At 60.3% G+C, this 25,537-nt stretch carries 25 protein-coding genes (1 of these 25 only partly in view); 23 read left to right on the top strand and 2 right to left on the bottom strand.

Annotation, left to right across the window (positions count from 1 at the left end; translation table 11 throughout):
• Nucleotides 1-5: 5 nt before the first annotated feature.
• The gene (locus tag C8C94_RS09995) at nucleotides 6-1,550 is read right to left on the bottom strand and encodes a GGDEF domain-containing protein (RefSeq protein ID WP_121420607.1); all 1,545 of its coding nucleotides are present in this window, start codon (nucleotides 1,548-1,550) and stop codon (nucleotides 6-8) included.
• A gap of 106 nt (nucleotides 1,551-1,656) precedes the next feature.
• Nucleotides 1,657-2,631, bottom strand: coding sequence for an NADPH:quinone oxidoreductase family protein (locus C8C94_RS09990; protein ID WP_121420606.1), 975 nt, complete (start codon nucleotides 2,629-2,631; stop codon nucleotides 1,657-1,659).
• A gap of 139 nt (nucleotides 2,632-2,770) precedes the next feature.
• Here C8C94_RS09990 and surE point away from each other — a divergent pair, with 139 nt between their 5' ends.
• The 23 genes from surE to C8C94_RS09875 all read left to right on the top strand — a co-directional run.
• Nucleotides 2,771-3,559 (top strand): 5'/3'-nucleotidase SurE, encoded by a 789-nt coding sequence (gene surE, locus C8C94_RS09985; protein WP_055398666.1) that lies wholly within the window; start codon nucleotides 2,771-2,773, stop codon nucleotides 3,557-3,559.
• The gene (locus C8C94_RS09980; RefSeq protein WP_121420605.1) at nucleotides 3,559-4,329 is read left to right on the top strand and encodes a protein-L-isoaspartate(D-aspartate) O-methyltransferase; all 771 of its coding nucleotides are present in this window, start codon (nucleotides 3,559-3,561) and stop codon (nucleotides 4,327-4,329) included. The genes surE and C8C94_RS09980 overlap by 1 nt, the downstream gene beginning before the upstream one ends.
• Nucleotides 4,330-4,341: 12 nt before the next feature.
• On the top strand, nucleotides 4,342-5,259 hold the full coding sequence (locus C8C94_RS09975; protein ID WP_121420604.1) for a peptidoglycan DD-metalloendopeptidase family protein: 918 nt from the start codon (nucleotides 4,342-4,344) through the stop codon (nucleotides 5,257-5,259).
• 95 nt (nucleotides 5,260-5,354) lie between these two features.
• Nucleotides 5,355-6,305, top strand: a complete 951-nt coding sequence (locus C8C94_RS09970; RefSeq protein WP_233573589.1) for an RluA family pseudouridine synthase — start codon at nucleotides 5,355-5,357, stop codon at nucleotides 6,303-6,305.
• A gap of 146 nt (nucleotides 6,306-6,451) precedes the next feature.
• Nucleotides 6,452-7,207, top strand: coding sequence for an SMC-Scp complex subunit ScpB (scpB, locus tag C8C94_RS09965; protein ID WP_055398663.1), 756 nt, complete (start codon nucleotides 6,452-6,454; stop codon nucleotides 7,205-7,207).
• Entirely contained in the window at nucleotides 7,207-8,796 is a 1,590-nt protein-coding gene (locus C8C94_RS09960) for a pseudouridine synthase (protein WP_121420603.1), read from the top strand. The genes scpB and C8C94_RS09960 overlap by 1 nt, the downstream gene beginning before the upstream one ends.
• Nucleotides 8,797-8,887: 91 nt before the next feature.
• Nucleotides 8,888-9,313, top strand: a complete 426-nt coding sequence (gene ndk, locus C8C94_RS09955; RefSeq protein WP_008905954.1) for a nucleoside-diphosphate kinase — start codon at nucleotides 8,888-8,890, stop codon at nucleotides 9,311-9,313.
• Nucleotides 9,314-9,400: 87 nt separating this feature from the next.
• Nucleotides 9,401-10,522, top strand: a complete 1,122-nt coding sequence (gene rlmN / locus C8C94_RS09950) for a 23S rRNA (adenine(2503)-C(2))-methyltransferase RlmN (protein ID WP_121420602.1) — start codon at nucleotides 9,401-9,403, stop codon at nucleotides 10,520-10,522.
• A gap of 36 nt (nucleotides 10,523-10,558) precedes the next feature.
• Complete coding sequence (gene pilW / locus C8C94_RS09945) at nucleotides 10,559-11,392, top strand: type IV pilus biogenesis/stability protein PilW (protein ID WP_055398660.1); 834 nt, start codon at nucleotides 10,559-10,561, stop codon at nucleotides 11,390-11,392.
• 64 nt (nucleotides 11,393-11,456) lie between these two features.
• Nucleotides 11,457-12,296, top strand: coding sequence for a RodZ domain-containing protein (locus C8C94_RS09940; protein WP_233573442.1), 840 nt, complete (start codon nucleotides 11,457-11,459; stop codon nucleotides 12,294-12,296).
• Nucleotides 12,297-12,316: 20 nt separating this feature from the next.
• Entirely contained in the window at nucleotides 12,317-13,579 is a 1,263-nt protein-coding gene (ispG, locus tag C8C94_RS09935) for a flavodoxin-dependent (E)-4-hydroxy-3-methylbut-2-enyl-diphosphate synthase (protein ID WP_199726978.1), read from the top strand.
• Nucleotides 13,580-13,734: 155 nt separating this feature from the next.
• Complete coding sequence (gene hisS, locus C8C94_RS09930) at nucleotides 13,735-15,000, top strand: histidine--tRNA ligase (RefSeq protein ID WP_228899738.1); 1,266 nt, start codon at nucleotides 13,735-13,737, stop codon at nucleotides 14,998-15,000.
• Between the two features lie 14 nt (nucleotides 15,001-15,014).
• Entirely contained in the window at nucleotides 15,015-15,701 is a 687-nt protein-coding gene (locus C8C94_RS09925) for a tetratricopeptide repeat protein (protein WP_055398657.1), read from the top strand.
• Between the two features lie 2 nt (nucleotides 15,702-15,703).
• On the top strand, nucleotides 15,704-16,870 hold the full coding sequence (gene bamB, locus C8C94_RS09920; RefSeq protein WP_121420599.1) for an outer membrane protein assembly factor BamB: 1,167 nt from the start codon (nucleotides 15,704-15,706) through the stop codon (nucleotides 16,868-16,870).
• A gap of 13 nt (nucleotides 16,871-16,883) precedes the next feature.
• Entirely contained in the window at nucleotides 16,884-18,227 is a 1,344-nt protein-coding gene (der, locus tag C8C94_RS09915) for a ribosome biogenesis GTPase Der (protein WP_121420598.1), read from the top strand.
• A gap of 106 nt (nucleotides 18,228-18,333) precedes the next feature.
• Entirely contained in the window at nucleotides 18,334-18,588 is a 255-nt protein-coding gene (gene hfq, locus C8C94_RS09910; RefSeq protein WP_010464175.1) for an RNA chaperone Hfq, read from the top strand.
• A gap of 69 nt (nucleotides 18,589-18,657) precedes the next feature.
• Nucleotides 18,658-19,824 (top strand): GTPase HflX, encoded by a 1,167-nt coding sequence (hflX, locus tag C8C94_RS09905; RefSeq protein WP_121420597.1) that lies wholly within the window; start codon nucleotides 18,658-18,660, stop codon nucleotides 19,822-19,824.
• A 54-nt stretch (nucleotides 19,825-19,878) separates the two neighbouring features.
• Nucleotides 19,879-21,255, top strand: a complete 1,377-nt coding sequence (gene hflK, locus C8C94_RS09900) for an FtsH protease activity modulator HflK (protein WP_121420596.1) — start codon at nucleotides 19,879-19,881, stop codon at nucleotides 21,253-21,255.
• A 9-nt stretch (nucleotides 21,256-21,264) separates the two neighbouring features.
• Entirely contained in the window at nucleotides 21,265-22,173 is a 909-nt protein-coding gene (hflC, locus tag C8C94_RS09895; RefSeq protein WP_121420595.1) for a protease modulator HflC, read from the top strand.
• 30 nt (nucleotides 22,174-22,203) lie between these two features.
• Nucleotides 22,204-22,386 carry a DUF2065 domain-containing protein gene (locus tag C8C94_RS09890; protein WP_121420594.1) on the top strand — a complete coding sequence of 61 codons (183 nt, stop codon included), beginning with the start codon at nucleotides 22,204-22,206 and terminating at the stop codon, nucleotides 22,384-22,386.
• 90 nt (nucleotides 22,387-22,476) lie between these two features.
• Entirely contained in the window at nucleotides 22,477-23,625 is a 1,149-nt protein-coding gene (locus tag C8C94_RS09885) for an ATP phosphoribosyltransferase regulatory subunit (RefSeq protein WP_121420593.1), read from the top strand.
• A gap of 27 nt (nucleotides 23,626-23,652) precedes the next feature.
• On the top strand, nucleotides 23,653-25,029 hold the full coding sequence (locus tag C8C94_RS09880; protein ID WP_121420592.1) for an adenylosuccinate synthase: 1,377 nt from the start codon (nucleotides 23,653-23,655) through the stop codon (nucleotides 25,027-25,029).
• Nucleotides 25,030-25,086: 57 nt separating this feature from the next.
• Nucleotides 25,087-25,537, top strand: the 5' portion of a protein-coding gene (locus C8C94_RS09875; RefSeq protein ID WP_121420591.1) for a phosphoribosyltransferase. It continues 74 nt past the right edge of the window; only the first 451 of its 525 coding nucleotides appear in the window; its start codon is at nucleotides 25,087-25,089; its stop codon lies beyond the right edge, outside the window.

Below are 25,537 nucleotides of genomic sequence, written 5' to 3'. Positions count from 1 at the left end.
TCACCCTATGCCGCCATGACCCGGTTCTTGCCCGATCGCTTGGCCAGGTACATCGCCTGGTCGGCGCGGCGGATGGCGTCGGGGCTGCCTTCGCTGTCGTGCAGCTGGGCCACACCAGCGCTGAACGTGATGAGCACCTTCTCGCTGCCCTGCAGGAAGAAGCGTGTGGTCAGCTCGCGCTGCAGCCGCGTCATCGCGGCCACGCCGCTTTCTACCGAAGTGTCGGGCAGCACCAGCACGAACTCTTCGCCGCCATAACGCGCCAGCAGGTCCTGTGGCCGCATGACTTCGCGTGTGACTTGGGCCAGATGCACCAGGGCCGCGTCCCCGCCCGAGTGGCCCAGGCGGTCGTTGATGGTCTTGAAATTGTCCACGTCCAGCAGCGCCAGGCACAGCGGCGAGCCCAGGCGGCGCGCGCGGGCGATTTCGCGCTCCATGGCTTCGTCCAGGCCCTTGCGGTTGAGCGAGCCGGTGAGCGGGTCGTGCCGGGCCTGGGCGCTGGCGCGGTCCAGCTCTTCCTGCAGCTTGGCGACTTCGGCACGCTTGGCTTCGGTGCGCTCGCGCAGGTCGTGAAGCTCGTCGTGGGCCACACGGCTGTCCAGCGCCATCGAACGGGTGGCGGTCATCACCTCTTGCAGCACGGGGGCGATTTCCTCAAGGGTGTTGGCCTTGCCGATCAGGTCGGCGCAGCGTGCCATGGTGCCCTGGTAGGTGGTGCTGGACGCCGTGATTTTGGCCAGCCGTTCGATGAAGGTGGCCAGCATGTCCTTCATCTGCTCCTGCGCTTCCACGGTGCGCGCCTTGGCCTCGGTCTGCTTGAAGATCACGTCCTTGAGCCGGCGCTGCACATCGTCCAGGCGGCGCAAAGTGAGCGGCGGGGTGGATGCTGCCATCAGCGCCTCGGCCTGGCCGTGCAGCCAGCGGTCTTCCACGCTGAGCACGGCGATGTTCTCGAACACCATGTGCAACAGCTCCAGCAGGCTGGAGCGGATGGCGGCCTGGTCTTCGGTGGCAAAAGACAGCCGGTAGGTGAAGTTCCCCAGCATGAGCTGGACGGTGGAGATGGGCGGTGCGGGCTCTTTCAGAAAGGCGATGAGCTTTTGCGCCATCTCGATCACGCGGGCATCGTCTTCGCCCAGCGCGGGCAGCGTGTTGTCGATCAGGCGGGCGAGCATTTGCGCAAACTCGTCCGGCAGGACGCCGGGGTTGCCGGGGGCGGTGGTGCTTGCAGCGGTCTCTACCGGGGCTGCAGCCGCCGCCGGGCTCAGCCCCAGGTTGGCGTAACCGACCAGCACACTTTGTAGCGAAGTCCAGTCTTTGTTGTTGACGGCGCGCTCAAATTGCCCCAAGAGCCGCTTCTGGGCCGGTGTCTGCCCTGGCAGCACCCGCAGGATGTGGTGCAGTTGGCCGTCCGGGAACGGCTGGGGGCTACGGGTTCCTGCGATCTCGTCGTACAGCGCCAGGTAGTTGTCGGGCGTTGGGGGCAGGCGGCGGGTGGCTAGCTGCTTGAGCGTCTCGCGCGCAATTTCGGAAGGTGGTCGGTCGGCCATGTGCGGACACCAGTGTCAGAGGAGAGCAGGAGGTGCGAGTGTGACACAGCGGCCGCTTTCTCAGGGGCTGGCTCTGCCAAGCCTTGTGGCCTGGCAGGCGCAGGCGTCAGTTCACCATCACGAGCTTGCCCATCACCCCCCGTGAACCCATGTGCGCGTAGGCGGCGGGCAGCTCGGCCATGGGCATGGTGCGGTCGATCACGGGCTTGATCTTGCCCTGGGCGTACCACTGCGCCAGCTCGCCCATCATGGCGGCGTTGGCCTTGGGCTCGCGCTTGGCGAAGTCGCCCCAGAACACGCCCACGATGGAGGCGCCCTTGAGCAGCGCCAGGTTGAAGGGCAGGGCCGGGATGGGGCCGGAGGCAAAACCCACCACCAGGTAGCGGCCGCGCCAGGCAATGGAGCGGAACGCGGGCTCGGCAAAATCGCCACCCACAGGGTCATAAATCACGTCGGGGCCCTTGCCGTCGGTAAGCGCCTTGATGGCGTCGCGCAGGTTGTCCTTGCTGTAGTTGATGGTGGCATCGGCCCCGATGGAGGCGCACAGCGCACATTTTTCATCGCTGGAGGCCGCTGCAATCACGCGCGCGCCCATGGCCTTGGCGATCTGGATGGCGGCCGTGCCCACGCCCCCGGCGGCGCCCAGCACCAGCACGGTCTCGCCCGCCTTGAGCTGTGCGCGGTCTACGAGGGCATGGTGCGAGGTGGCGTAGATCATGATGAACGCCGCAGCGTCCACGTGCGAAAAGCCATCCGGCAGCGGCATGCACAGGGCTGCCGGGGCGATGGTGTGGGTGCCGAAACCGCCGGTGCCCGACAGGCAGGCCACGTTCTGGCCGACCTTGAGGTGGGTGACGCCTTCGCCCACGGCTGCCACCACGCCTGCGTACTCCGAGCCGGGGACGAAAGGCAGGGGCGGTTTCATCTGGTACTTGTTCTGCACGATCAGCAGATCGGGGAAGTTCAGGCTGGCCGCCTTGATTTCGATCAGCACCTCGCCCGCCTTGGGCGTGGGCGTGGGCAGTTCGGTCCAGGCCAGGGCGTCAACGCCGGTGGGGTTGGTGCAAAGCCAAGCGTGCATGGGAAAAGTCTCCTGTCAATGTGGTCTGCATGATAGGCGGGGCACCCGGGCGCACGATGTCCCACGAGCGACGGAGGGCGGGCCGTTGGGTGTGGACGGGTGCCCCACCTACAATCCGTTGCAAGCTCTACCGCAACCCATGAAAATTCTGATCTCCAACGACGACGGCTACCAGGCTCCGGGCATCGTGGCGCTGCACGATGCCCTGAAAACCCTCGACGGGGTGGAGGTTGAAGTCGTCGCGCCCGAGCACAACAACAGTGCCAAGTCCAATGCGCTGACCCTGCACTCGCCGCTGTATGTGCACAAGGCCCACAACGGCTTCCGTTATGTGAACGGAACGCCGGCCGACTGTGTGCACATCGCCCTGACGGGGCTGCTGGGCTACCGGCCCGATCTGGTGGTGTCGGGCATCAACAATGGCGCCAACATGGGCGACGACACCATTTATTCAGGCACCGTGGGCGCCGCGATGGAGGGTTATCTGTTTGGCATTCCGGCCATTGCCTTCTCGCAGGTGGACAAGGGCTGGGGCGAGATCGAGGCTGCAGCGGCCAAGGCGCGGGAGATTGTGGAGCAGATGCGCGCCCAGAACCTGGTGACCGATACACCCTGGCTGCTGAATGTGAACATTCCCAACATGCCGCTTGCGGCGCTGCAGCCCATCAAGCTGTGCCGCCTGGGACGCCGCCACGCGGCCGAGCGCGTGATCGTGCAGGAAAGCCCCCGGGGTGAGGCGATGTATTGGATTGGTGGCGCGGGAGCCGCCAAGGACGATGCGGAGGGCACGGATTTCCATGCCACGGCGCAGGGCCATGTGTCCATCACGCCACTGAAGGTGGACCTGACCGACCATGACAACCTTGGCTACTGGGCGCAAACGGCGTCCCGGCTTGCGGCAGGGGCGGCTGGCGCCCCGGAGCTCTGATGCAGCGCCGCCCTGGATTCCCGGCCCGGCTGCCCGGATCGGGTCCTGCGGCAGTCCGGCCCACGCCGGTGGCTCCCGCTGCGCGCAATCCAGTGGCGGCACCCCCTGTGGGCGTTGGGCTGGATTCTGCGGCGGTGCGCGCGCGCATGGTGCAAAAGCTGGCGGCAGGGGGCATCACATCGGCTGCGGTGCTGCAGGCCATGGGCACCGTGGAACGCCACCGTTTTGTGGACAGCGCCCTGGTCAACCAGGCGTATGAGGACACCAGTCTGCCCATTGGTCTGGGGCAGACCATCTCAAAGCCCAATGTCGTCGCCCGCATGTGCGAATTGCTCCTGGGCGCCGAAGGCGCACGCACCGATGGGCTGGGGCGTGTGCTGGAAATCGGTACGGGCTGCGGCTACCAGGCCGCCGTGCTGAGCCACCTGGCGCGCGAGGTCTACACCCTGGAGCGCCTGCGTGGCCTGCACGACAAGGCGCGCAACAACCTGCGCCCATTTCGGCTGGCCAATGTGCACCTGCTGTTCGGTGACGGAATGCTGGGCTATGCCAAGGGTGCGCCTTACGCGGCCATCATTGCCGCAGCCGGTGGTGACGCTGTGCCCCAGGCCTGGTGCGACCAATTGGCCGTGGGCGGCAGGCTGGTTGCGCCCATGGCGCTTGCGGGGGGGCAGCAGATGTTGCTTGTGATCGACAAAACCCCACACGGATTGAAACAAAGCGTGCTGGAGCCTGTGCATTTTGTCCCTCTAAAATCGGGGATTGCCTGAAGGGAATTGCTTATGTTCGTATCGCGTGGTCTTGTGGTTGGGTTTACTGTGGCACTGGCGGGTTTGGCGCTTAGTGGCTGCGGCACCCGGCTGAACAAGGCTCCAGTGGAAGACCGAGGCACATCCTCCTCCTCCGCTCCTTCATCCTCTGCACAGCCAGGTGTGGTGGTTGGCACCCCCATCAAGCCACTGCCAGGTGCCGAAAATGCGGGCAAGCCTGGCTATTACACAGTCAAGCCTGGAGATACCCTGATCCGAATCGGGCTGGAGTCAGGCCAGAGCTGGAAAGACATCGCGCGTTGGAACAACCTTGACAACGCAAATCTGATCGAAGTGGGCCAGGTTCTGCGCGTAGCGCCACCGGTTGCTGCTTCGCAGGCGGTCGCGTCGGACAGCGGCGTGGTCACCCGTCCTGTCACGTCTTCCTCCATCACGCCTGCAGCACCTGCGAGCACGCCAGCCCCTGCGGCCAGTGCCGCGAAACCTGCAACATCGGCGGCTTCTGGCCCTGTGGTGGCCGTTGCCCCCGCCACGCCTGCCGCACCCGCTGCAGCGGCCGAGGATGACATGGCGTTCATCTGGCCTGCGCCTGGCTCGTTGATTGCCGGTTTTGACGAGGCACGCAACAAGGGCTACGACATTGCTGGCAAGGCCGGTGACCCGGTCCTGGCCGCCGCCGATGGCCGCGTGGTGTATGCGGGCGCTGGGCTGCGCGGATACGGCAACCTTGTCATCCTCAAGCACAACAACACGTTTTTGACGGCATATGCCCATAACCAGACCTTGCTCGTCAAGGAAGATCAGGCCGTGCGCAAGGGGCAAAAAATCGCCGAGATGGGCAGCACCGACGCCGATCGCGTCAAGCTGCACTTTGAAATCCGCCGCCAGGGCAAGCCGGTGGATCCATCGCGTTACCTGCCTCCCCGTTGAGCCCGGCTGTGGCTCAACCGCCTCTGGACGGATCTGGCAGTGCGGATGAACCGGCCGGAGCCGCAGATGACTTGCTGAGCGAGGAGTCTGAAGGACTGGCGGACGAATCCGGGAGCGAGCTTCGCTCCACGCAGATCGGCGCCGGGCAGCACGCCGCCCGGCTGGACAAGGCGCTGGCCGATCTGGTGCCCGAGTTCTCCCGCAGCTATCTGCAGCAATTGCTGGTGCAGGGGTTGGTCAGTCTCAATGGCAAACCGGTCACGAAGTCGGCGACCCGGGTGAAGGTGGGCGATCAGGTGGTGCTGGAAATGCGGCCCACGCTGCAGAGCCAGGCGTTTCGGCCCGAGCCCATGCACATTGAGGTCGTCCATGAGGATGCGCATCTGCTGGTGGTGAACAAGCCCGCTGGTCTGGTGGTCCACCCCGCGCCGGGGAACTGGAGTGGCACCTTGCTCAACGGCTTGCTCGCCCGCGACGACAAGGCATTGACCGTGCCACGCGCTGGCATCGTGCACCGGCTCGACAAGGATACGAGTGGCTTGATGGTGGTTGCCCGTGATCGTGCCACCATGGACGCGTTGGTTGCACTGATTGCGGAGCGCAAGGTACAGCGCCAGTATTTGGCCATGGCCCACGGCGCCTGGTCGGGTCCCAAGACGCGAACGGTGGATGCTCCCATCGGCCGGGATCCACGCAACCGCCTGCGCATGGCGGTGGTGGACTTGGCACTCCATGCTGGCAAGCTGGCACGGACCGATATCCGCTGCCTGGCTGGTACTGATGACGGTTGCTGGGTGCAATGCACCCTGCACACGGGGCGCACCCACCAGATCCGGGTGCACATGGCATCTCTGAAGCACCCACTGGTGGGGGACAGCCTCTATGGGGGAGCTCCGCTCGGGGCGATGCAGCGGCAGGCCCTTCATGCCTACCGCCTGGCCTTTGTGCATCCCGTCACGGGCCAGGCGCTGGAATTCGATGCTCCTGTGCCCGAAGACATGCGCCAAGCCCTCTCCCTGTGGGGGCTGGGCTACAATGCGCCCTGACGGCCAGACTGGCCCCAGCCCGAAGACGGAATCCCGCCGGGCTTCTGCGTCGCGCCAGCGCCCTTGCACAGCGCGCCATTGATTGCCCCTGCTGTTGATGTGCCACCCGTTGCAACGCGTGGCACTTTTCCAGGAATCGCTGAACCATGAACACGGTGGATGCCAAACGGGTCCTCGAAACTGCGCTGATCTGCGCGCAGCAGCCTGTGCCCTTGCGCGAGCTGCGGGTGCTTTTCAATGACGCTCTGGGGTCGGACACGCTCAAGTTGCTGTTGCAGGAGTTGCAGCTTGAATGGACGCAGCGGGGTGTAGAGCTGGTGCAGGTGGCCACGGGCTGGCGTTTTCAGAGCCGTCCCGAAATGCGTGAATACCTCGACAGGTTGCACCCCGAAAAGCCTCCGCGCTATTCGAGGGCCACCATGGAGACACTCGCGATCATTGCGTATCGCCAGCCGGTTACGCGCGGCGACATCGAGGACATCCGGGGGGTAACGGTCAATAGCCTGATCGTCAAGCAGTTGGAAGACCGCGGCTGGGTCGAGGTCATTGGTCACCGGGAAACGGTGGGGCGCCCCGCGCTGTTTGCAACCACCCGGCAGTTCTTGGATGACATGGGATTGCAGTCGTTGGACCAATTGCCGGTGCTTGACGACCCCTCAGGCAATGCGAATGTGCTGGAAGCAATGGCCGCTGCAGCGCAAGGAGTGATAGAGCCGGAATCAACGCCTGAGGCCGAGGCTGAACTGCTGGCTGTGGCGATGGATAGTCAGCCATCAGAGTCTTTGGAGGCTGTTGCCGCCAGTGGGCAGTTGCTGCGTGTGGATGATTTTTTTCAGAGTGCGGAGACGGATCTCCGTGATGACGATGCCGATACCCCGGGTGGTATCCAGGGAAATACTTGATGAACGATTCGACCCCCGAAATCCCGGCCGATCTGCCGGATGCTGATCCTTCAGCGACAGCCGCAGCGCCCAAAAAAGCCGCTGTCAAACGTGCCCCGCGCAAGAAAAAAGTCGAGCCAGCGCAAGCCGTGGAAGTGCAGGATGCTGTGGACGTGCGCGTTTTGGATGCTGCTGAGGCACCTGCCCTGGCCGGGGAGTCGCCGCATGGGTTGAGCCAGCAGGATGTACCTGTCGCTCCTGTGGTTGCGCATGAGCCTGCAATTCCAGAGGCAGAGGCGGGGGCGTCTGACGCCACCCCCGAACCTCGCCATGGCGAGCGCCAGAATCGTGGGGACGGGCGGGCTCGGCAGCCGCGCCTCGACGGCGCTGGGCGCGATAAGCGCAAGGTGGGAGCTCCTGCGGTTCAGGGATACCAGTTTGAAGATGTGGTGTCGGGCCGCTTCGATGAGGATGATGCCTCCGCAGAGATGGTTCCGGCTAAGCGGGTGCTTCTGCCCCAGGTGGAAACCCCCAAGCTTCACAAGGTGCTGGCGCAGGCGGGACTTGGCTCGCGCCTGGAGATGGAGCAACTTATTCTGGAAGGGCGCATCTCCGTCAACAACGAGCCAGCCCACATCGGCCAGCGCATCCAGTTCGGCGATCAGGTCAAGGTCAATGGCAAACCCATCCGCTACCGCATCGACCCGCCGCCAGCGCGGGTGATTGCTTACCACAAGCCTGTGGGGGAGGTGGTGACCCATGACGATCCCCAGAACCGGCCCACCGTCTTTCGCAAGCTGCCCCGGCTCATGCAGGGCAAATGGCAGTCGGTCGGGCGCCTGGATCTGAATACCGAAGGCCTGCTGCTGTTCACCAGCTCGGGAGAGCTGGCCAACAAGCTCATGCATCCTCGTTTTGGGCTGGAGCGCGAATACGCTGTGCGTGTGCTCGGCGCCCTCAGCAATGAGGAAAAGCAGAAGCTGCTCGATGGCGTGCGCCTGGACGATGGCATGGCGTCGTTTGGTTCCATCGAAGATGGTGGAGGCGAAGGTTCCAATTGCTGGTACCGGGTCACCATTTCCGAAGGGCGCAATCGCGAGGTGCGCCGCATGCTCGAATCTGTGGGCCATGCGGTCAGTCGGTTGATCCGCATTCGTTACGGTGCCATGGTGCTGCCACGGGGTCTCAAGCGCGGTGCCTGGCTGGAACTGGATGAGGGCGACATCCGGGCCCTGGTGCAGGCGGCGGGCGCCGGGCGTCCGGAAGCAGCGGAAGCTCGTTCGGATGAAGGGTCGGGGGCTGGCGGCGGACGGAGTGGCAACAAGCGCAACCGGGGGCGCAATGGTCCCCGCGTGGGCGACGGGCCGCGCCGCGACATGTCGCAGGGTGCGCCCGGTGGTCCCCGAGGGCAGAAACCCCGCCGTGATGGGGGGCAAGGGTTCGACCGTGGCAACAATGCAGGTGGTGGAGACCGCCCGCGCGGCGCGGCGCAGCCCGATCCGATGAAAACATCGGTGGGCTATATCGGCATGGACAGTCTCTCGCGGCATCGCCAGGACAAACGCCGCCCTGGTGGCGGAGGTCCACGTCGGGGCGGGGGCGGGCGCTAGGCGCTGTGCTACCCCGGGGCTCCCCGGTTAGAATCGAGGGCTTTGTCCGGTGGACAAACGAATCACAGCAACATCAATTCAGGAAATCAATATGGCAATCGAACGCACTCTCTCCATCATCAAGCCCGACGCAGTGGCAAAGAACGTCATCGGTCAGATCTATGCACGCTTCGAAGCGGCTGGTCTCAAGGTCGTGGCTGCACGTATGGCTCACCTGTCGCGCCTGGAGGCCGAGCAGTTCTACGCCGTGCACAAAGAGCGTCCTTTCTTCAAGGACCTGGTGGATTTCATGATCTCCGGTCCTGTGATGATCCAGGCCCTGGAAGGTGAAAACGCGATTCTGAAAAACCGCGAACTCATGGGCGCCACGGACCCCAAGAAGGCAGAAGCTGGCACCATCCGCGCCGACTTCGCGGACAGCATCGATGCCAATGCAGTGCATGGCTCCGACGCTGCGGAAACTGCCCAGGCAGAAGTGGCTTTCTTCTTCCCTGGTCTGAACATTTACTCGCGCTGATATGGGTGTCCCCATGCCTGTTCCCGCACACGTGGGATACCTGCGCCATGGGGACGACTGCGTTCGGCCCACCCCGGGGAGGGCGCAGTGACCACCAATCTTTTAGAATTTGATCTCGACGGTCTGGCGGCTTTCTGCCAGCAGTTGGGTGAAAAGCGGTTTCGCGCCACGCAGTTGTTTCGCTGGATTCATCAGCGCGGCGCCAGTGACTTTGACGCCATGAGTGATCTGGCAAAGGCCTTGCGCGACAAGCTCAAGGGCTGTGCTCGCGTCGAGGCCTTGCCCGTCATCTCCGAACATGTCTCCTCAGACGGCACGGTCAAGTGGCTGTTTGACGTGGGGGATGGCAATGCGGTCGAGGCGGTTTTTATTCCCGAAGATGATCGCGGAACCCTGTGTATATCCTCGCAGGCTGGCTGCGCCGTGGGTTGCCGCTTCTGTTCCACGGGGCACCAGGGCTTCAGCAGAAATCTCACCACAGGGGAGATCGTTGCACAGCTTTGGTTTGCTGAACATTCCCTGCGCCAGCGCCTCCAATCCGAGGACCGCGTCATTTCGAATGTGGTGATGATGGGAATGGGAGAGCCGCTGCAGAACTACTCGGCCCTCGTTCCGGCCTTGCGCGTCATGCTGGACGACCATGGGTATGGTTTGTCGCGCAGGCGGGTCACCGTTTCAACGTCGGGTGTGGTTCCGATGATGGACCGCTTGTCCGTGGATTGTCCTGTGGCTCTCGCGGTGTCTCTGCATGCGCCGAATGACCCCTTGCGCGACAACCTGGTGCCGCTGAACCGCAAGTATCCCATTGAAGAATTGCTGGCTGCCTGCAATCGATATCTGGCGCATGCGCCGCGCGACTTCATTACGTTTGAATACTGCATGCTCGATGGTGTCAATGACCAGGTTGATCACGCACGGCAGCTGATCGAACTTGTCAAGCCCGCCCGTGGTGTGGGTGTGCGCTGCAAATTCAACCTGATTCCTTTCAATCCGTTTCCCGCGTCAGGGCTGTTGCGTTCGCCACAAAATCAGGTGCTGGCTTTCGCCAAAGTCTTGAGCGAAGCGGGTATCGTCACGACCGTGCGCAAGACCCGCGGAGATGACATCGACGCTGCTTGTGGTCAGCTCGCAGGCGATGTCAAGGACCGCACAAGGGCTGCCGAGCGCATGGCAAAGCAGCGGACAATCGTGCTCAAACCGGTGACTTGATCAACAAGCAATCGGCATACTTCAAGGAGGCTCTACATGGTGAGATTGGTTGGACGCTGGCAGCAATGGGGCCGCTGGACTCTCACGGCATGTGGCGTGGTGGCCTGCGTGGCTGCGCTTCAAGGGTGTGCAACCAATAGTGGCATGCCGACCGCCGACGCCAACGCGGGAATGATCACCCCGTCTGATGAGCCAGAGACGCGGCGCCGCGCCCGTATCCGTCTGGAGCTTGCTTCCAACTATTTTGAGAATGGTCAGACGGCCGTGGCGCTCGATGAAGTCAAGCAGGCGCTTGCAGCTGATCCCACCTACGCCGATGCATTCAATCTTCGTGGCCTCATCTACATGAGGTTGAGCGATTTTGCCCAGGCGGACGACAGTTTTCGCCGAGCATTGGCGCTGCGGGGCGGAGATCCCAATCTGCTGCACAACTACGGTTGGTTGTTGTGCCAGCAGCAAAAGTACGCCGAGGCGAATCAGCATTTTGGTCGGGCTCTCGCAAATCCTGCATACACAGCACGCAGCAAGACCTTGATGGCCCAAGGCCTGTGCCAATCAGGCGCTGGCCAGTTTGCGGAGGCCGAGCAGTCGCTGCTGAAAGCTTATGAACTGGATGCGGCAAACCCTGTGGTCGGTTATCACCTCGCGGCACTTTTGTTGCGTCGCAATGAATTGACCCGGTCTCAGTTCTATATCCGGCGGCTCAACAACAGCCAGTACGCCAATTCCGAGTCGTTGTGGCTGGGGATCAAGGTTGAGCGCGCTTTGGGTGATTCCGTGGCCATGAAGCAACTGGCTGATCAGTTGCGCAAGCGTTTCCCGGACTCACGGGAGTTGGGTGCATACGAGCGTGGGGCTTTCAATGAGTGAGGTTTTGGAAAGTGGTGGGGTAACAGCGGGTAGTTTGCTGAGGGAGGCGCGACAAGCGTCTGGTATGCACATCGCTGCCTTGGCTGTGGCACTGAAAGTGCCAGTCAGCAAGCTGGAGGCGCTGGAGGCGGATAACTATGAGGCCTTGCCCGATACAGTGTTTGTGCGTGCGCTTGCCTCCAGCATGTGCAGAACGCTCAAGTTGGACCCAGCCCCCATTCTGTCGCTGTTGCCACAAAGTAAAAGCCCTCGCTTGGCTACAGACAGTGCGGGATTGAACGCTCCGGTGAAAGGCAGTATCGGGAAGTCGTCTTCCTCATCGGCTTCCTTTTCCTCCGGGTCCACCTCACGGTCCGTAACGGTGGTGGTTTTGGCGCTGCTGGTGGGGGCACTGATCCTGGTCTTTTTCCCCAGGCAGCAGGACGGTGTAACGAGCCCGCTTGTTGCCCCCGCGTCGATCCAACCGCCGGCCAATGTGGTCGAGCAGCAGGCCGCCCCTGCTGTCACGGGTGCGTCGGATGCAATCCCCGCTGCTGCCCAGCGCATCCCCGACGTTTCTCTGCCGTCAGTGGCAGGTCGCACAGACGCGGCTCCCGCCGTTGCAGCTGCCGCTACTAACAACGCTGCGTCAGCTCCAGTGGAGGCGGCAAGCGCTACAACGCCACCGGCCGGGGCATTGGTGCTGCGCGCGCGCAGCGAATCCTGGGTGCAGGTGCGTGATTCCGCAGGCACCGTGGCGTTGCAAAGGAATCTTGCGGCGGGTGAGTCGGTGTCTGTCGCAGGCCAAATGCCGCTGGCCGTGGTGATTGGTCGTGCCGACGTGACAGAGGTATTCGTGCGCGGAAAGCCTTTTGACTTGACGCCTGTGTCCCGTGAGAACGTAGCTCGCTTCGAGGTGAAATAATGGAACGGTTACCTTGTGAGATGGAGCCCATTGCGGTAGCGTCCCCCTTGCCACGACGGTCCCGCCAAGCCAGGATTGTGTGGGGATCGCGCGTGGTGACCGTGGGCGGGGATGCTCCGGTGCGAGTGCAGTCCATGACCAACACAGACACCGTGGATGCCATTGGCACGGCCATTCAGGTCAAGGAACTGGCGCAGGCCGGTTCGGAGTTCGTCCGTATTACGGTGAACACCCCTGAGGCCGCAGCGGCAGTACCCTACATTCGTGAACAATTGGACCGTATGGGAGAAAGCGTCCCCTTGGTGGGGGACTTTCACTACAACGGGCACCGGCTTCTTACGGATTTTCCTGAGTGCGCACAGGCGCTCTCCAAGTACCGCATCAATCCCGGCAACGTAGGCAAGGGCGACAAGAGGGATCGGCAGTTCGGCCAGATGATCGATGCAGCCATTCGCTGGAACAAAGCCGTGCGTATTGGTGTGAATTGGGGCAGCCTTGACCAGGACTTGCTGGTTGATTTGATGGATGCCAACAGCCGCCGTGCTACTCCTTGGGAAGCACGCCAAGTGATGTACGAGGCGTTGATTACCTCGGCCATTGAATCTGCGCGCCGGGCCGAAGAAATGGGCCTTGATGGCAACCAAATCATCTTGTCCTGCAAAGTTAGCGGTGTGCAGGACCTGATTTCTGTATACCGTGAACTGGCACGCCGCTGCGACTACCCTTTGCACCTGGGACTCACGGAAGCAGGCATGGGAACCAAAGGCACAGTAGCGTCGGCTGCTGCGTTGTCTGTGTTGCTGCAGGAGGGTATTGGTGACACCATTCGCGTGTCTCTGACGCCCCAGCCCGGTGAAGCGCGCACGCAGGAGGTTGTGGTGGCCTCCGAGATACTGCAGGCTCTGGGGTTGCGTGTATTTGTTCCCAGTGTCACGGCGTGTCCTGGCTGTGGTCGCACTACCAGCACCACGTTCCAGGACCTCGCCAAGCAGATTGATGATTTTCTGCGTGCCCAGATGCCTGTATGGCGCGTTCGCTATCCTGGCGTCGAAAACTTGCGTGTTGCGGTGATGGGATGCATTGTCAATGGGCCTGGTGAGAGCAAGCACGCGGACATCGGCATCAGCCTGCCTGGTACGGGGGAGGCGCCAGCAGCCCCTGTGTTCATTGACGGCGAGAAGGCGATGACGCTGCGGGGTGACAACATCGCCCATGAATTCCACCAAATTGTCGAGCAGTACATCGAAAAGCGTTTTGGCGCCGCTGCTGTGACTTTGGCCTGAGCGTTGCTCGCCTTACCCTGATTGATACTGAGCCGCTATCTTGAGATGGTGGGTGATGTCCTTCGAATAGTTGCCAGATAGAGAAAAGAACAGTTGTGAGTAACGAAAAAAGCGCTTCGTCGACCAAGCCGGAAAAGCTGGTGGCCGTGAAAGGCATGAACGATATCCTGCCTCCTGAATCCGCCCGATGGGAGTGGCTGGAGTCCAAGGTCCGCACCCTTATGGCTCGATATGCCTATCGCAACATCCGTACGCCGATTGTTGAGCCCACGGCGCTGTTTGTTCGTGGCCTCGGTGAGGTCACGGACATCGTCGAAAAAGAGATGTACTCGTTCGAGGATCGTCTCAATGGCGAGCATCTCACTTTGCGTCCCGAAGCGACTGCAGGGGTGGTTCGCGCAGTTGCTGAGCATTCCATGCTGTATGACGGAGGCAAGCGCCTCTACTACATGGGGCCCATGTTCCGCCATGAGCGTCCGCAGCGCGGGCGGTATCGCCAGTTTCACCAGATTGGCGCTGAAGCGCTCGGCTTTCCTGGTGCGGAGGTCGATGCGGAGTTGATTCTTCTGGCCCACTCGCTGTGGCGCGAACTGGGGTTGCAGAACGTGCGCCTGGAACTGAACAGCCTGGGTGAACCGCATGAACGCAAGGCGCACCGAGCGGCGCTGATTTCGTACCTGGAACAGCATGTCGAGGTGCTGGATGAGGAGGCGCGTCGGCGTTTGCATAGCAATCCGTTGCGCATTCTGGATACCAAGAACCCCGCTATGCAGGCCGTGGTGGAGGCTGCGCCTCGATTGATTGATTTTCTGGGGCCAAAGTCGCTCGCGCACTTTGATGCAGTGAAGTCCATTCTGAGCGCCAATGATGTGGCCTGGACCGTGAACCCCCGGCTGGTTCGGGGCATGGACTACTACAACCTTACGGTCTTTGAGTTTGTCACTGATCAGCTGGGGTCGCAGGGCACCATTTGTGGCGGTGGTCGCTACGACTATCTGATAGAGCAGATCGGTGGCAAGGCAGCCCCGGCGGTGGGTTGGGCGCTAGGGGTTGAGCGTGTGCTTGAACTGCTCAAGGAGCAGACCAGCACGGTCTCAGCCCTTGTACCTGATGTCTATGCCGTGATCCCCTCTGTGGCGGCGCTGCCCGTGGCTGTGACCACCATCGAGCGCCTGCGACAGTTGGGCCTCAGTGTGCAGATGCATGCTGCGCCTGCAGGGGGCGAGGGTATGGGCAGCATGAAATCCCAATTCAAGAAGGCAGATGGGAGTGGCGCGCAGCATGCGCTGGTCTTTGGGGAGGATGAGCTGTCCCGGGGGATGGTTGTCGTCAAGTCATTGCGCGATGGTGTGGGTGCGCAGTCTGACCATCCGCTAGATTCCCTGGCCGATTGGGCCTCCAACCTACAATCCAACCGCTAAACAGAACACATTCCATGGCAAATCACCTTGATCTCGAAGAACAAGAGCAGCTTGATCAGCTCAAGCATTTCTGGAACACCTGGGGCACCCTCATCAGCTCCGTGCTGATTTTGGTGGCAGGCTCCTTGGTCGCCTGGAACGGATACCAGTATTGGCAGAACCGGCAGGCAAGCCAGGCCGCAGCGCTCTACGATGCTGTAGACGTGGCTGCCCGAGCGGGTGACCAGGCGCGCATGGCTCAGGCGTTTGCCGACCTCAAGGCCAAGTATGCGGGCACTACCCAGGCCAGTCAGGCGGGGCTTGCATTGGCCAAGACCATGGTTGAGGCAGGCAATGCTGATGGCGCCAAGGAGGCTCTTGCCTGGGTGGCTGCTCAGTCGGGAGATGATGGTCTCAAGGCATTGGCCAAGGTGCGCTTGGCCAGCGTGCTGATGGATCAAAAAAACTACGACGACGCACTCAAGCAGTTGTCTGGCAGCGCTCCTTTGGAGTTTGAAGCGGTCTTTGCAGATCGCAAGGGAGACATTTATCTGTTGCAGGATAAGCGTGCGGAAGCTATTGCGGAGTATGCCAAGGCCTATAAGTCCTTCGAGGAGGGGGTGGAGTACCGTCGTCTTGTGGAGGTAAAGCTCGGTGCTCTGGGTGTTTCTCCACAAGGTGTTGCAGTAGCTGCCGCCGGATCCATTGATGGGGTGAAATAGCCATGGCATTCATTTGTGAAGACGGCGCAAAGGGCAGGGTGTTCGGCCTGCGGTGCATTTCTTCAGCGGTCCTGGTTGTCACATTGGCTGGATGCTCGCTATGGAACAGCGGGAGCTCCAAGCCGATGCCGGCAGATCTGGGGGCCAATGTTGCGGTGCTGGGTGTGCGGCAGGCTTGGACTGCGCGCATTGGCAGCGTTGCTGGATTGCCGCTTGATGTCCATTCCGCAGGCAATGTGGTGACTGTTGCCTCCTCCGATGGGGTTGTGGCGGCCATCGACGCCCGAACCGGTGGCGACGTTTGGCGTGTAGCGCTTTCAGAGCCTTTGTCTGCGGGGGTGGGTAGCGACGGAAAATCGGCTGCGGTTGTTTCCCGCAGCAATACCTTGATCGTTCTGGATACTGGCCGCGAGCGGTGGCGTCAATCGTTGGCTGCGCAAGTATTCACCCCCCCGCTCGTTGCGGGTGGGCGCGTATTTGTGCTTTCGGCCGATCGTTCTTTGGCGGCATTTGATGCGGTGTCGGGCCGCAAACTCTGGAGTCAGCAGCGCCCCGGTGAGCCTCTGGTTTTGCGCCAGGCGGGCGTTTTGCTGGCTGTTGGAGATACCTTGGTTGCGGGGTTTTCCGGCCGTGTCGTAGGTCTGAATCCAGACAATGGCAGCGTTCGTTGGGAGGCTCCTTTGGCGAGTGCGCGGGGGACCAACGATGTTGAGAGACTGGTGGAGTTGGTTGGGCGTACCAGCAGAGTAGGTGATTCCATCTGTGCACGTGCCTTCCAGGCGGCTGTGGGTTGTGTCAATGCTGCCAGAGGCGCAGTGACTTGGACGCAACCCGCCAGTGGTGCTGATGGCGTGCATGGAGACGGGGAGGCCCTGTTCGGTGCCGAGGGCAATGGCACGGTCATGGCGTGGCGTCGCAGCGATGGTTCGCGTCTGTGGGCCACCGACAGGCTCAAACACCGCAAACTGACGGCGCCCTTGTTGTTGGGTCGTTCCGTCGTAGTCGGGGACGACACAGGCCTCGTTCACCTGCTATCCCGCACGGATGGTTCTCCGCTCAACCGCATCGCCACGGACGGATCTGGCATCGCCGCAGCACCCGCTGTGGCCGCAGATACGTTGGTGGTAGTTACTCGCAATGGTGGTGTCTACGGATTCCGTCCAGATTGATGGATTTTATTTAATGAAGCCAGTTATCGCCCTCGTGGGGCGTCCGAATGTCGGCAAGTCCACGCTCTTCAACCGCCTGACCAAGTCCCGCGACGCCATTGTTGCGGACTTTGCAGGGCTTACGCGTGACCGGCATTACGGCAATGGCAAGCAGGGCAAGCACGAGTACATCGTTATCGATACCGGCGGTTTTGAGCCTGATGCATCGAGCGGAATTTACAAGGAAATGGCCAAGCAGACGCAGCAGGCCGTTGCCGAAGCTGATGTGGTCATTTTTGTGGTGGATGCGCGCGCAGGTGTATCTGCGCAAGACCATGACATCGCCAATTATTTGCGCCGCCTTGGTAAACCTTGTGTACTTGTTGCCAACAAGGCAGAAGGCATGCTGGAAGGCGTGCAACTCGCCGAGTTCTATGAGTTGGGTCTGGGCGAGGTTTACCCTGTGTCTGCTGCCCATGGGCAGGGTATCCGAAGCCTGGTGGAGATTGCGCTGGAGCCGCTTCAGCTTCCTGACCCCGACGACTCTGATGTTGAATCTGAGAAAGGCATCATCAAACTTGCTGTGGCAGGTCGGCCGAATGTTGGCAAATCGACGCTGATCAACACCTGGCTCGGCGAAGAGCGTCTGGTTGCGTTTGATATGCCGGGAACGACCCGTGATGCGATCACGGTACCCTTCGAACGCAATGGGCAGCGCTTTGAATTGGTGGATACGGCGGGATTGCGCCGCAAGGGCAAAGTTTTCGAGGCGATAGAGAAATTCTCGGTCGTCAAGACGCTCCAAGCCATTGAATCGGCCAATGTGGTGCTGCTGTTGCTCGACGCTACCCAGGGTGTCACTGATCAGGATGCGCACATTGCGGGGTACATCTTGGAGAGCGGGAGAGCCGTGGTTGTTGCAGTAAACAAGTGGGATGCCGTTGATGACTACCAGCGTCAGTTGCTGGAGCGGTCTATCGAGACCCGGCTCGCATTTCTGAAATTTGCGTCCTTGCATTTCATTTCTGCAAAAAAACGGCAGGGTTTGGGGCCGGTGTGGGCATCGATTGCCCAAGCCCACAAGGCGGCAACCTGCAAGATGTCAACGCCAGTATTGACGCGCCTGTTGCTAGAAGCTGTTCAATTTCAGAGTCCGAAACGCGCAGGCATGTTCCGACCAAAGATGCGATATGCCCATCAGGGGGGCATGAATCCCCCGGTGATCATCATCCATGGTAATTCGTTGGAACACGTCACAGATGCCTACAAGCGCTTTCTGGAGGGCCGCTTCCGCAAAGAATTCGACTTGGTGGGTACACCGCTCCGGATAGAGATGAAGACATCGCACAACCCTTTCGCTGATAAAGAGGAAGCGTAAGTCAAAGGCTGGGTTTCCAAAGGGCCATGCATCCTGAGGCGGGGTTGTGCTCCGTGCTGTGGTAAGGTGCTGGTTTACAACAACATTTTTGAACACGGAGAATATCGTGAGCAACAAAGGCCAGCTTTTGCAAGACCCCTTCCTCAACGCTTTGCGTCGGGAGCATGTTCCTGTTTCCATCTATCTCGTGAACGGAATCAAACTGCAGGGGCAGATCGAATCGTTTGATCAGTACGTGGTGTTGCTGCGCAATACAGTCACCCAGATGGTCTACAAGCATGCCATTTCCACCATCGTGCCGGGCCGCGCGGTCAACTTCTCTACTGCCGACACCTCTGATGCAGATAGCAACAACGCTTAAGTTGTTGTTTGTGTTGCCGTTTTCGCGTCTTGCCCTGATCGGGCGAGGGGGCAATCCACTTTGCAATCGATGACCGCTTCGTCGGGAGATGGCACCCCGGTGCTTCTGGTTGGGGTTGATTTTGGTCTTCCTCACTTCGACGCCGATCTCGAAGAGTTGGGATTGCTTGCCCAGACAGCTGGTATGAAGCCTGTCGCCCGCTTGACGTGCAAACGCAAGGCACCGGATGCGGCCTTGTTTATTGGTAGTGGCAAGGCGGATGAAATCCGTACGTTGGCACAAATGCATGGCGCGGCGGAAGTCTTGTTCGATCAGTCTCTCAGTCCGGCGCAGCAGCGAAACCTGGAGCGTCATCTTGAGCTTCCAGTCAATGACCGAACGTTGTTGATCTTGGAAATCTTCGCGCAACGTGCCCGCAGCCACGAGGGCAAACTCCAGGTGGAGTTGGCAAGATTGCAGTATCTCAGCACCCGCCTTGTGCGCCGCTGGTCGCATCTCGAGCGCCAGACAGGGGGCATTGGTGCGCGCGGCGGCCCGGGTGAAAAACAGATTGAACTGGATCGTCGGATGATTGGCGACGCTGTCAAGCGCACGCGTGAGCGCCTCGTGAAGGTCAAGCGCCAGCGGACCACCCAGAGAAGGCAGCGTGAGCGACGCGATACGTTCAATATTTCATTGGTGGGGTACACCAACGCTGGTAAGTCCACGCTCTTTAATGCGCTGGTGAAGGCTCGCGCCTACGCTGCAGACCAATTGTTTGCAACACTGGACACCACAACACGGCAACTCTATTTGGGCGATGCTGGGCGATCGGTATCCCTCTCGGATACCGTAGGGTTTATTCGGGACCTTCCTCATGGCTTGGTGGATGCATTCCAGGCAACGTTGCAAGAGGCCATTGATGCGGACCTTTTACTCCACGTAGTGGATGCCTCCAATCCGGGCTTTCCTGAACAAATGGCTCAGGTTCAAAAGGTCTTGAACGAGATTGGTGCAGCTGACATCCCCCAGATACTTGTGTTCAACAAGTTGGATTCTCTACAGGCTGAGCAGCGCCCCCCGCTTCTTGAAGACCAGTACGACGTGGATGGGCATGTCTTCCCGCGCTTGTTCGTGAGTGCTCGTTCTGGTGAGGGGTTGGATGCCCTGCGCCATGCGCTCTCGCTAAGGGTACTTGCCGCTCAAAAATGCATGACCCCTGATGCCGCCATTGAATTGCCAGGGGCCGCGCCCTGATTGGGCACAATGCCAGCATTACCAATGCCATCCAGAGAACCAGAGACTTTGCGCATGAATTTTCAAAATCGCACCCTACGCTGGGCTTCGCTGCCAGAACGTATTCGGGGCATGTTCAATCTGAATGACCCTCGGTGGGGGCGCGGCGACGATAACAAGGCAGACGACGGTTCACGTCCGGAGGAGCGTCCTGCTGCGCCTCCTCCAGCCGGAAATCGGGGCGGCGATCAGCGGCCTAGCAATGGACAGCCGCCCGATCTTGATGAACTTTGGCGCGACCTCAACAAGAAGCTCGGAGGTTTTTTTGGCTCCAAGAACGGCGGTGGCCGTGGTCCGGGCAACGGTGGTAGTTCGGGGGGGGGCTTCCAGCCAGATATGAAGAGCGCTGGTGTGGGCGTGGGGCTGATCGCTGGGATCGTCTTTGTGATCTGGATGGGAACAGGATTTTTTATTGTTCAGGAAGGTCAGCAGGCGGTCATTACCCAGTTCGGCAAGTACAAAAGCACCGTGGGTGCAGGTTTTAATTGGCGTTTGCCTTACCCCATCGAGCGCCACGAACTGGTATTTGTCACCCAGATTCGGTCTGCCGATGTGGGGCGAGACAGCATCATCAAGAGCACCGGTCTGCGTGAGTCGGCCATGCTCACGGAAGATGAGAATATCGTCGAGATCAAGTTCGCGGTCCAGTACCGCTTGAGTGACGCCCGCGCGTGGCTGTTTGAAAGCAAGAACCCTTCGGATGCGGTGGTGCAAGCTGCGGAGACGGCAGTTCGGGAGGTGGTCGGGAAGATGCGCATGGATACGGCATTGGCCGAAGAGCGTGATCAGATCGCTCCCCGTGTCCGCACACTCATGCAAACCATCTTGGATCGCTACAAGGTAGGTGTCGAGGTGGTGGGTATCAATCTGCAGCAAGGTGGTGTCCGTCCACCTGAGCAGGTGCAGGCCTCCTTTGACGATGTCCTCAAAGCGGGGCAGGAGCGTGAGCGGGCCAAGAATGAAGCCCAAGCCTATGCCAACGATGTGATTCCACGTGCAGTGGGGTCCGCATCGCGCTTGAACGAAGAAGCTGCAGCCTACAAAGCTCGGATTGTTGCCCAGGCACAAGGTGATGCCCAGCGGTTTTCTTCGATTCTGGCAGAGTATCAGAAGGCTCCACAGGTGACCCGCGACCGCATGTATCTGGAGGCGATGCAGCAGATTTATGGCAACGTAACCAAGGTGCTGGTTGAATCACGGCAGGGTTCTAACCTGTTGTATTTGCCACTGGACAAGATCATGCAAAGTGTCGCCAGCGGAGGGGGGGCATCGGATGCTCCCGCTGCAAATACGACGGCCCCCGTTGCAGTCCCTGCAGCCCCTTCGACCACTTTTTCGAATGACCCCCGCGCGCGTGACAGCAGTCGCACACGCGATCGTGAATCTCGCTAGGAGCAACTCGTGAACAGAGTCGGATTTATTGCATCTACCCTCTTGGTGGTGCTGGCCCTGATGAGCTCCATGCTTTTTGTGGTGGACCAGCGCCAGTTTGGTGTGCTTTACGCATTGGGGCAGATCAAGGAAGTGATCACAGAGCCAGGCTTGAATTTCAAGCTGCCCCCGCCTTTTCAAAACGTGTCGTACATCGACAAACGCCTTTTGACACTGGATAGCAGTGACACGGAGCCCATGTTGACTGCGGAGAAGCAACGGGTGGTCATCGACTGGTATGTGCGGTGGCGAATCTCCGAGCCAACGGAGTACATCCGCAACGTTGGACTGGATGAGAGTGCCGGAGCGATGCAACTCAATCGCGTGGTGCGCAATGCGTTCCAGGAGGAAATCAACAAGCGCACCGTCAAGGAGCTTCTTTCCCTGAAGCGGGAAGCGCTGATGGCGGATGTGAAGCGTGAAGTGCTGGAGACCGTTCGCGGCGCCAAACCGTGGGGTGTGGATGTTGTCGATGTTCGCATTACCCGCGTCGACTACGTAGAGGCGATTACGGAATCGGTGTATCGGCGCATGGAGGCCGAGCGCAAACGCGTGGCCAATGAACTCCGTTCTACGGGTGCGGCGGAAGGTGAAAAAATTCGTGCTGATGCAGACCGCCAGCGTGAGATCACTATTGCCAATGCCTACAGGGATGCTCAGAAGATCAAAGGCGAAGGTGACGCCGAAGCCGCGCGCATTTATGCCGATGCGTTTGGGCGGGACCCGCAGTTTGCGCAGTTCTACCGGAGCCTGGAAGCCTACAAATCCAGCTTCAACAAGAAGAGCGATGTAATGGTTCTGGACCCCTCGTCATCAGAGTTTTTCAAGACATTCCGAGGTGGAAACTCTGCGGCTATGCCTGCAGCACCCCGGAAGTAGTCCCCTGCTGATTTTCGACATCCTGCCGCTGTGGATTCGGAAAGCCTCTGGGCAGCGCTCGCCTTGGTGCTGGTGATTGAGGGACTGCTGCCATTTCTTTCGCCTCAGAGTTGGCGACGTGCAGTCGCTCAGATTGCGCTGATGCAGGATGGCCAGATTCGGTTTTTCGGTTTGCTGGCAATCGTTGCTGGCGTGTTGATGCTCTGGTTCTGAACAGCGCCAGAGCCGGTAGCGGGTGGAGTCTCTCTGGGCTCTTCGCCGCTCCCAGTAGAATCACGGTTTTAACAGCCTCCCCTTTTTTCCATGTCTGCTTGGGTCCTTCCGGATCACATTGCCGATGTCTTGCCGTCCGAAGCACGGCACATCGAAGAATTGCGTCGCGGGCTGCTTGATACAGCCCGCTGCTACGGCTATGAGCTGGTCATGCCCCCGTTGCTGGAGCATCTTGAATCCCTGCTGACAGGTACGGGAGAGGCCCTCGATCTCCAGACCTTCAAGCTCGTGGACCAGCTCTCAGGGCGATCCATGGGGCTTCGAGCGGACACTACCCCCCAGGTCGCTCGAATTGACGCGCATTTGCTCAATCGCAAGGGCGTGACTCGCCTCTGCTATTGCGGGCCAGTGTTGCATACCCGGCCTGATCGTCCGCATGCCACCCGCGAGCCGCTCCAGTTCGGCGCAGAAATCTTCGGACATGCGGGGCTGGAGGCTGATCTTGAGGCGTTGCAGCTCGCCCGGGAATGCTTGCGCATTGCCAATGTGCCCAGCACCACGATTGATCTGGCGGATGTGCGCATCGTGCGCAATCTTCTGGCGGGCGTGTCCGTGAATGCCCAGGTGTTGAGCGGTATCCATGCGGCACTGGCAGCCAAGGACGCGGCTGAACTCGCGGCATTGACCCGAGATTTCCCTGTGGAGTCGCGCGAGGGTTTGTTGGCGTTGCTTCAGCTCTACGGTGATCAGGGTGTGTTGATTGAAGCTAAAAAAGCCTTCCAGCGCTTTCCTGGTATATCTCAAGTGCTATCAAATTTGAATTGGCTGGCATCCCGCCTTGAGGGGGCTGCTGTCACTTTTGATCTGGCCGATCTGCGTGGCTATGCCTACTACAGCGGTGCGCGTTTTGCGATCTATGCCCCGGGCGCAAGCGATGCGCTCGTTCGAGGTGGCCGCTATGACGAGGTGGGGGCTGTGTTCGGCCGCAATCGTCCCGCAGCTGGGTTTAGTCTGGATATCAAGCAGGTAGTGGGCGTGGTCTCTCCACGGGCATTGAAAGCTGCTATCCGTGCTCCCTGGGGAGAGTCGGATGAAGTGAATGCAGCCATCGCGGAACTCCGCACGTCTGGTGAGACGGTGGTTTGTGTTTTGCCGGGGCATGAGAGCGAAGTGGACGAGTTCCACTGTGATCGGGAACTGGTGCAGATTGCGGGCCGCTGGGTCGTGCAGGCTGTTTAAGCAATTGACAATTGAATTGGGTTTGAGATGAAAGCAACCAAAGGTCGCAACGTAGTGGTGGTCGGAACCCAGTGGGGTGACGAAGGCAAAGGCAAGCTGGTTGATTGGCTGACCGAAAGTGCACAAGGTGTCGTCCGTTTTCAAGGTGGGCACAACGCGGGCCACACACTGGTCATCAATGGCGTCAAGACGGCGCTGCATCTGATCCCTAGTGGCATCATGCGCCCAGGCGTCAAGTGCTACATCGGCAATGGTGTTGTCTTGTCGGCAGCCAAGCTGTTTGAGGAAATCGAAGGCCTTGAAAAAGCGGGCGTCGAAGTGCGTTCACGCTTGCGAATTAGCGAAGCTTGCCCGCTGATTCTTCCGTTCCATGCAGCCATTGATGTGGCGCGTGAAGCTGCACGTGAACAGGGTGGAACGGAAAAAATTGGAACTACTGGTCGCGGTATTGGCCCCGCGTATGAAGACAAGATTGCCCGTCGTGCCCTGCGGGTGCAAGACTTGAAGTACCCCGAGCGGTTTGCTGCCAAGCTTCGTGAATTGCTGGATCTGCATAACCATATCCTTACGACCTATCTGCGCTCGGGCACCTTTGCGTTTGGTGATGCACTCAAGCCTTATATCGAGGACGGCAAAGTTCAGTTCGATGTGGTGTATGCAGAAGCGATGCGGCATGCAGAGTTGCTCAAGCCCATGATGGCTGATGTATCGCGCGAGCTCAACGACGCCCATCGAGATGGTGCCAATCTTCTGTTTGAGGGCGCTCAAGGTACGCTACTCGATGTGGATCATGGGACCTACCCCTATGTCACATCGAGCAATTGTGTAGCCGGGAACGCAGCGGCCGGCTCGGGCGTCGGTCCCGGCATGTTGCATTACATACTCGGTATTACCAAAGCGTATTGCACCCGCGTTGGCGGCGGCCCTTTCCCGACGGAGCTGGACTGGGAAGTGCCTGGTACGCCTGGGTATCACATGAGTACGGTGGGCGCTGAGAAGGGTGTGACCACGGGGCGTAGTCGTCGATGCGGCTGGTTCGATGCTGCGCTGCTCAAGCGTAGTGCTCAGGTCAACGGTCTCTCCGGTTTGTGTATCACCAAACTGGATGTTCTGGACGGGCTGGAAGAACTATTGCTCTGCACCGGGTATGAACTCGACGGTGAGCACATCGATCTTCTGCCCATGGGCGCGGAAGATATCGCACGCTGCAAGCCTGTCTACGAGACGTTGCCAGGCTGGAGTGAGTCCACCGTTGGCGTGACTGACTACGTCAAACTGCCACAGAGCGCTCGCCGTTATCTGGAGCGTATTGAACAGGTTACGGGTGTGCCTATCGATATGATCTCCACGAGCCCCGATCGTGATCACACCATCATGATGCGTCACCCTTATGTCGCTGGTTGATGATTTGAAATTGCCAGTGACTTCCGCACCCACAGCTATCTATCCAGGAGCTACCGCATGTTGACCGAAGACGGCAAACACCTTTACGTCAGCTATGACGAGTACCACAGTCTTATTGAGAAGCTGGCGCTCAAGGTGCACCAATCGGGCTGGGCGTTCGACACGATCCTGTGCCTTGCTCGGGGGGGGTTGCGTCCTGGCGATATTTTGAGCCGCATCTTTGACAAGCCCTTGGCCATCATGTCCACAAGCTCTTACCGTGCCGAGGCTGGAACGGTGCAGGGGCATCTGGATATCGCGCGGTTTATCACGACGCCCAAGGGTGAGATCGCAGGCAAGGTGCTACTGGTGGATGACCTTGCGGACTCGGGTCACACCTTGCATGCGGTGATCAACATGTTGAAGACCAACTATGCGCCCATCACCGAACTGCGCAGCGCTGTGATCTGGACAAAGGGCTTGTCGACGTTCACGCCAGACTATTCAGTGGAATTCCTGCCGACCAACC

The organism is Acidovorax sp. 94, assembly GCF_003634645.1.
GTDB classification, from domain to species: domain Bacteria; phylum Pseudomonadota; class Gammaproteobacteria; order Burkholderiales; family Burkholderiaceae_C; genus Acidovorax; species Acidovorax facilis.
The sequence above is the reverse complement of the archived record's forward strand: the minus strand, read 5'-3'. Positions and strand labels throughout refer to the sequence as shown.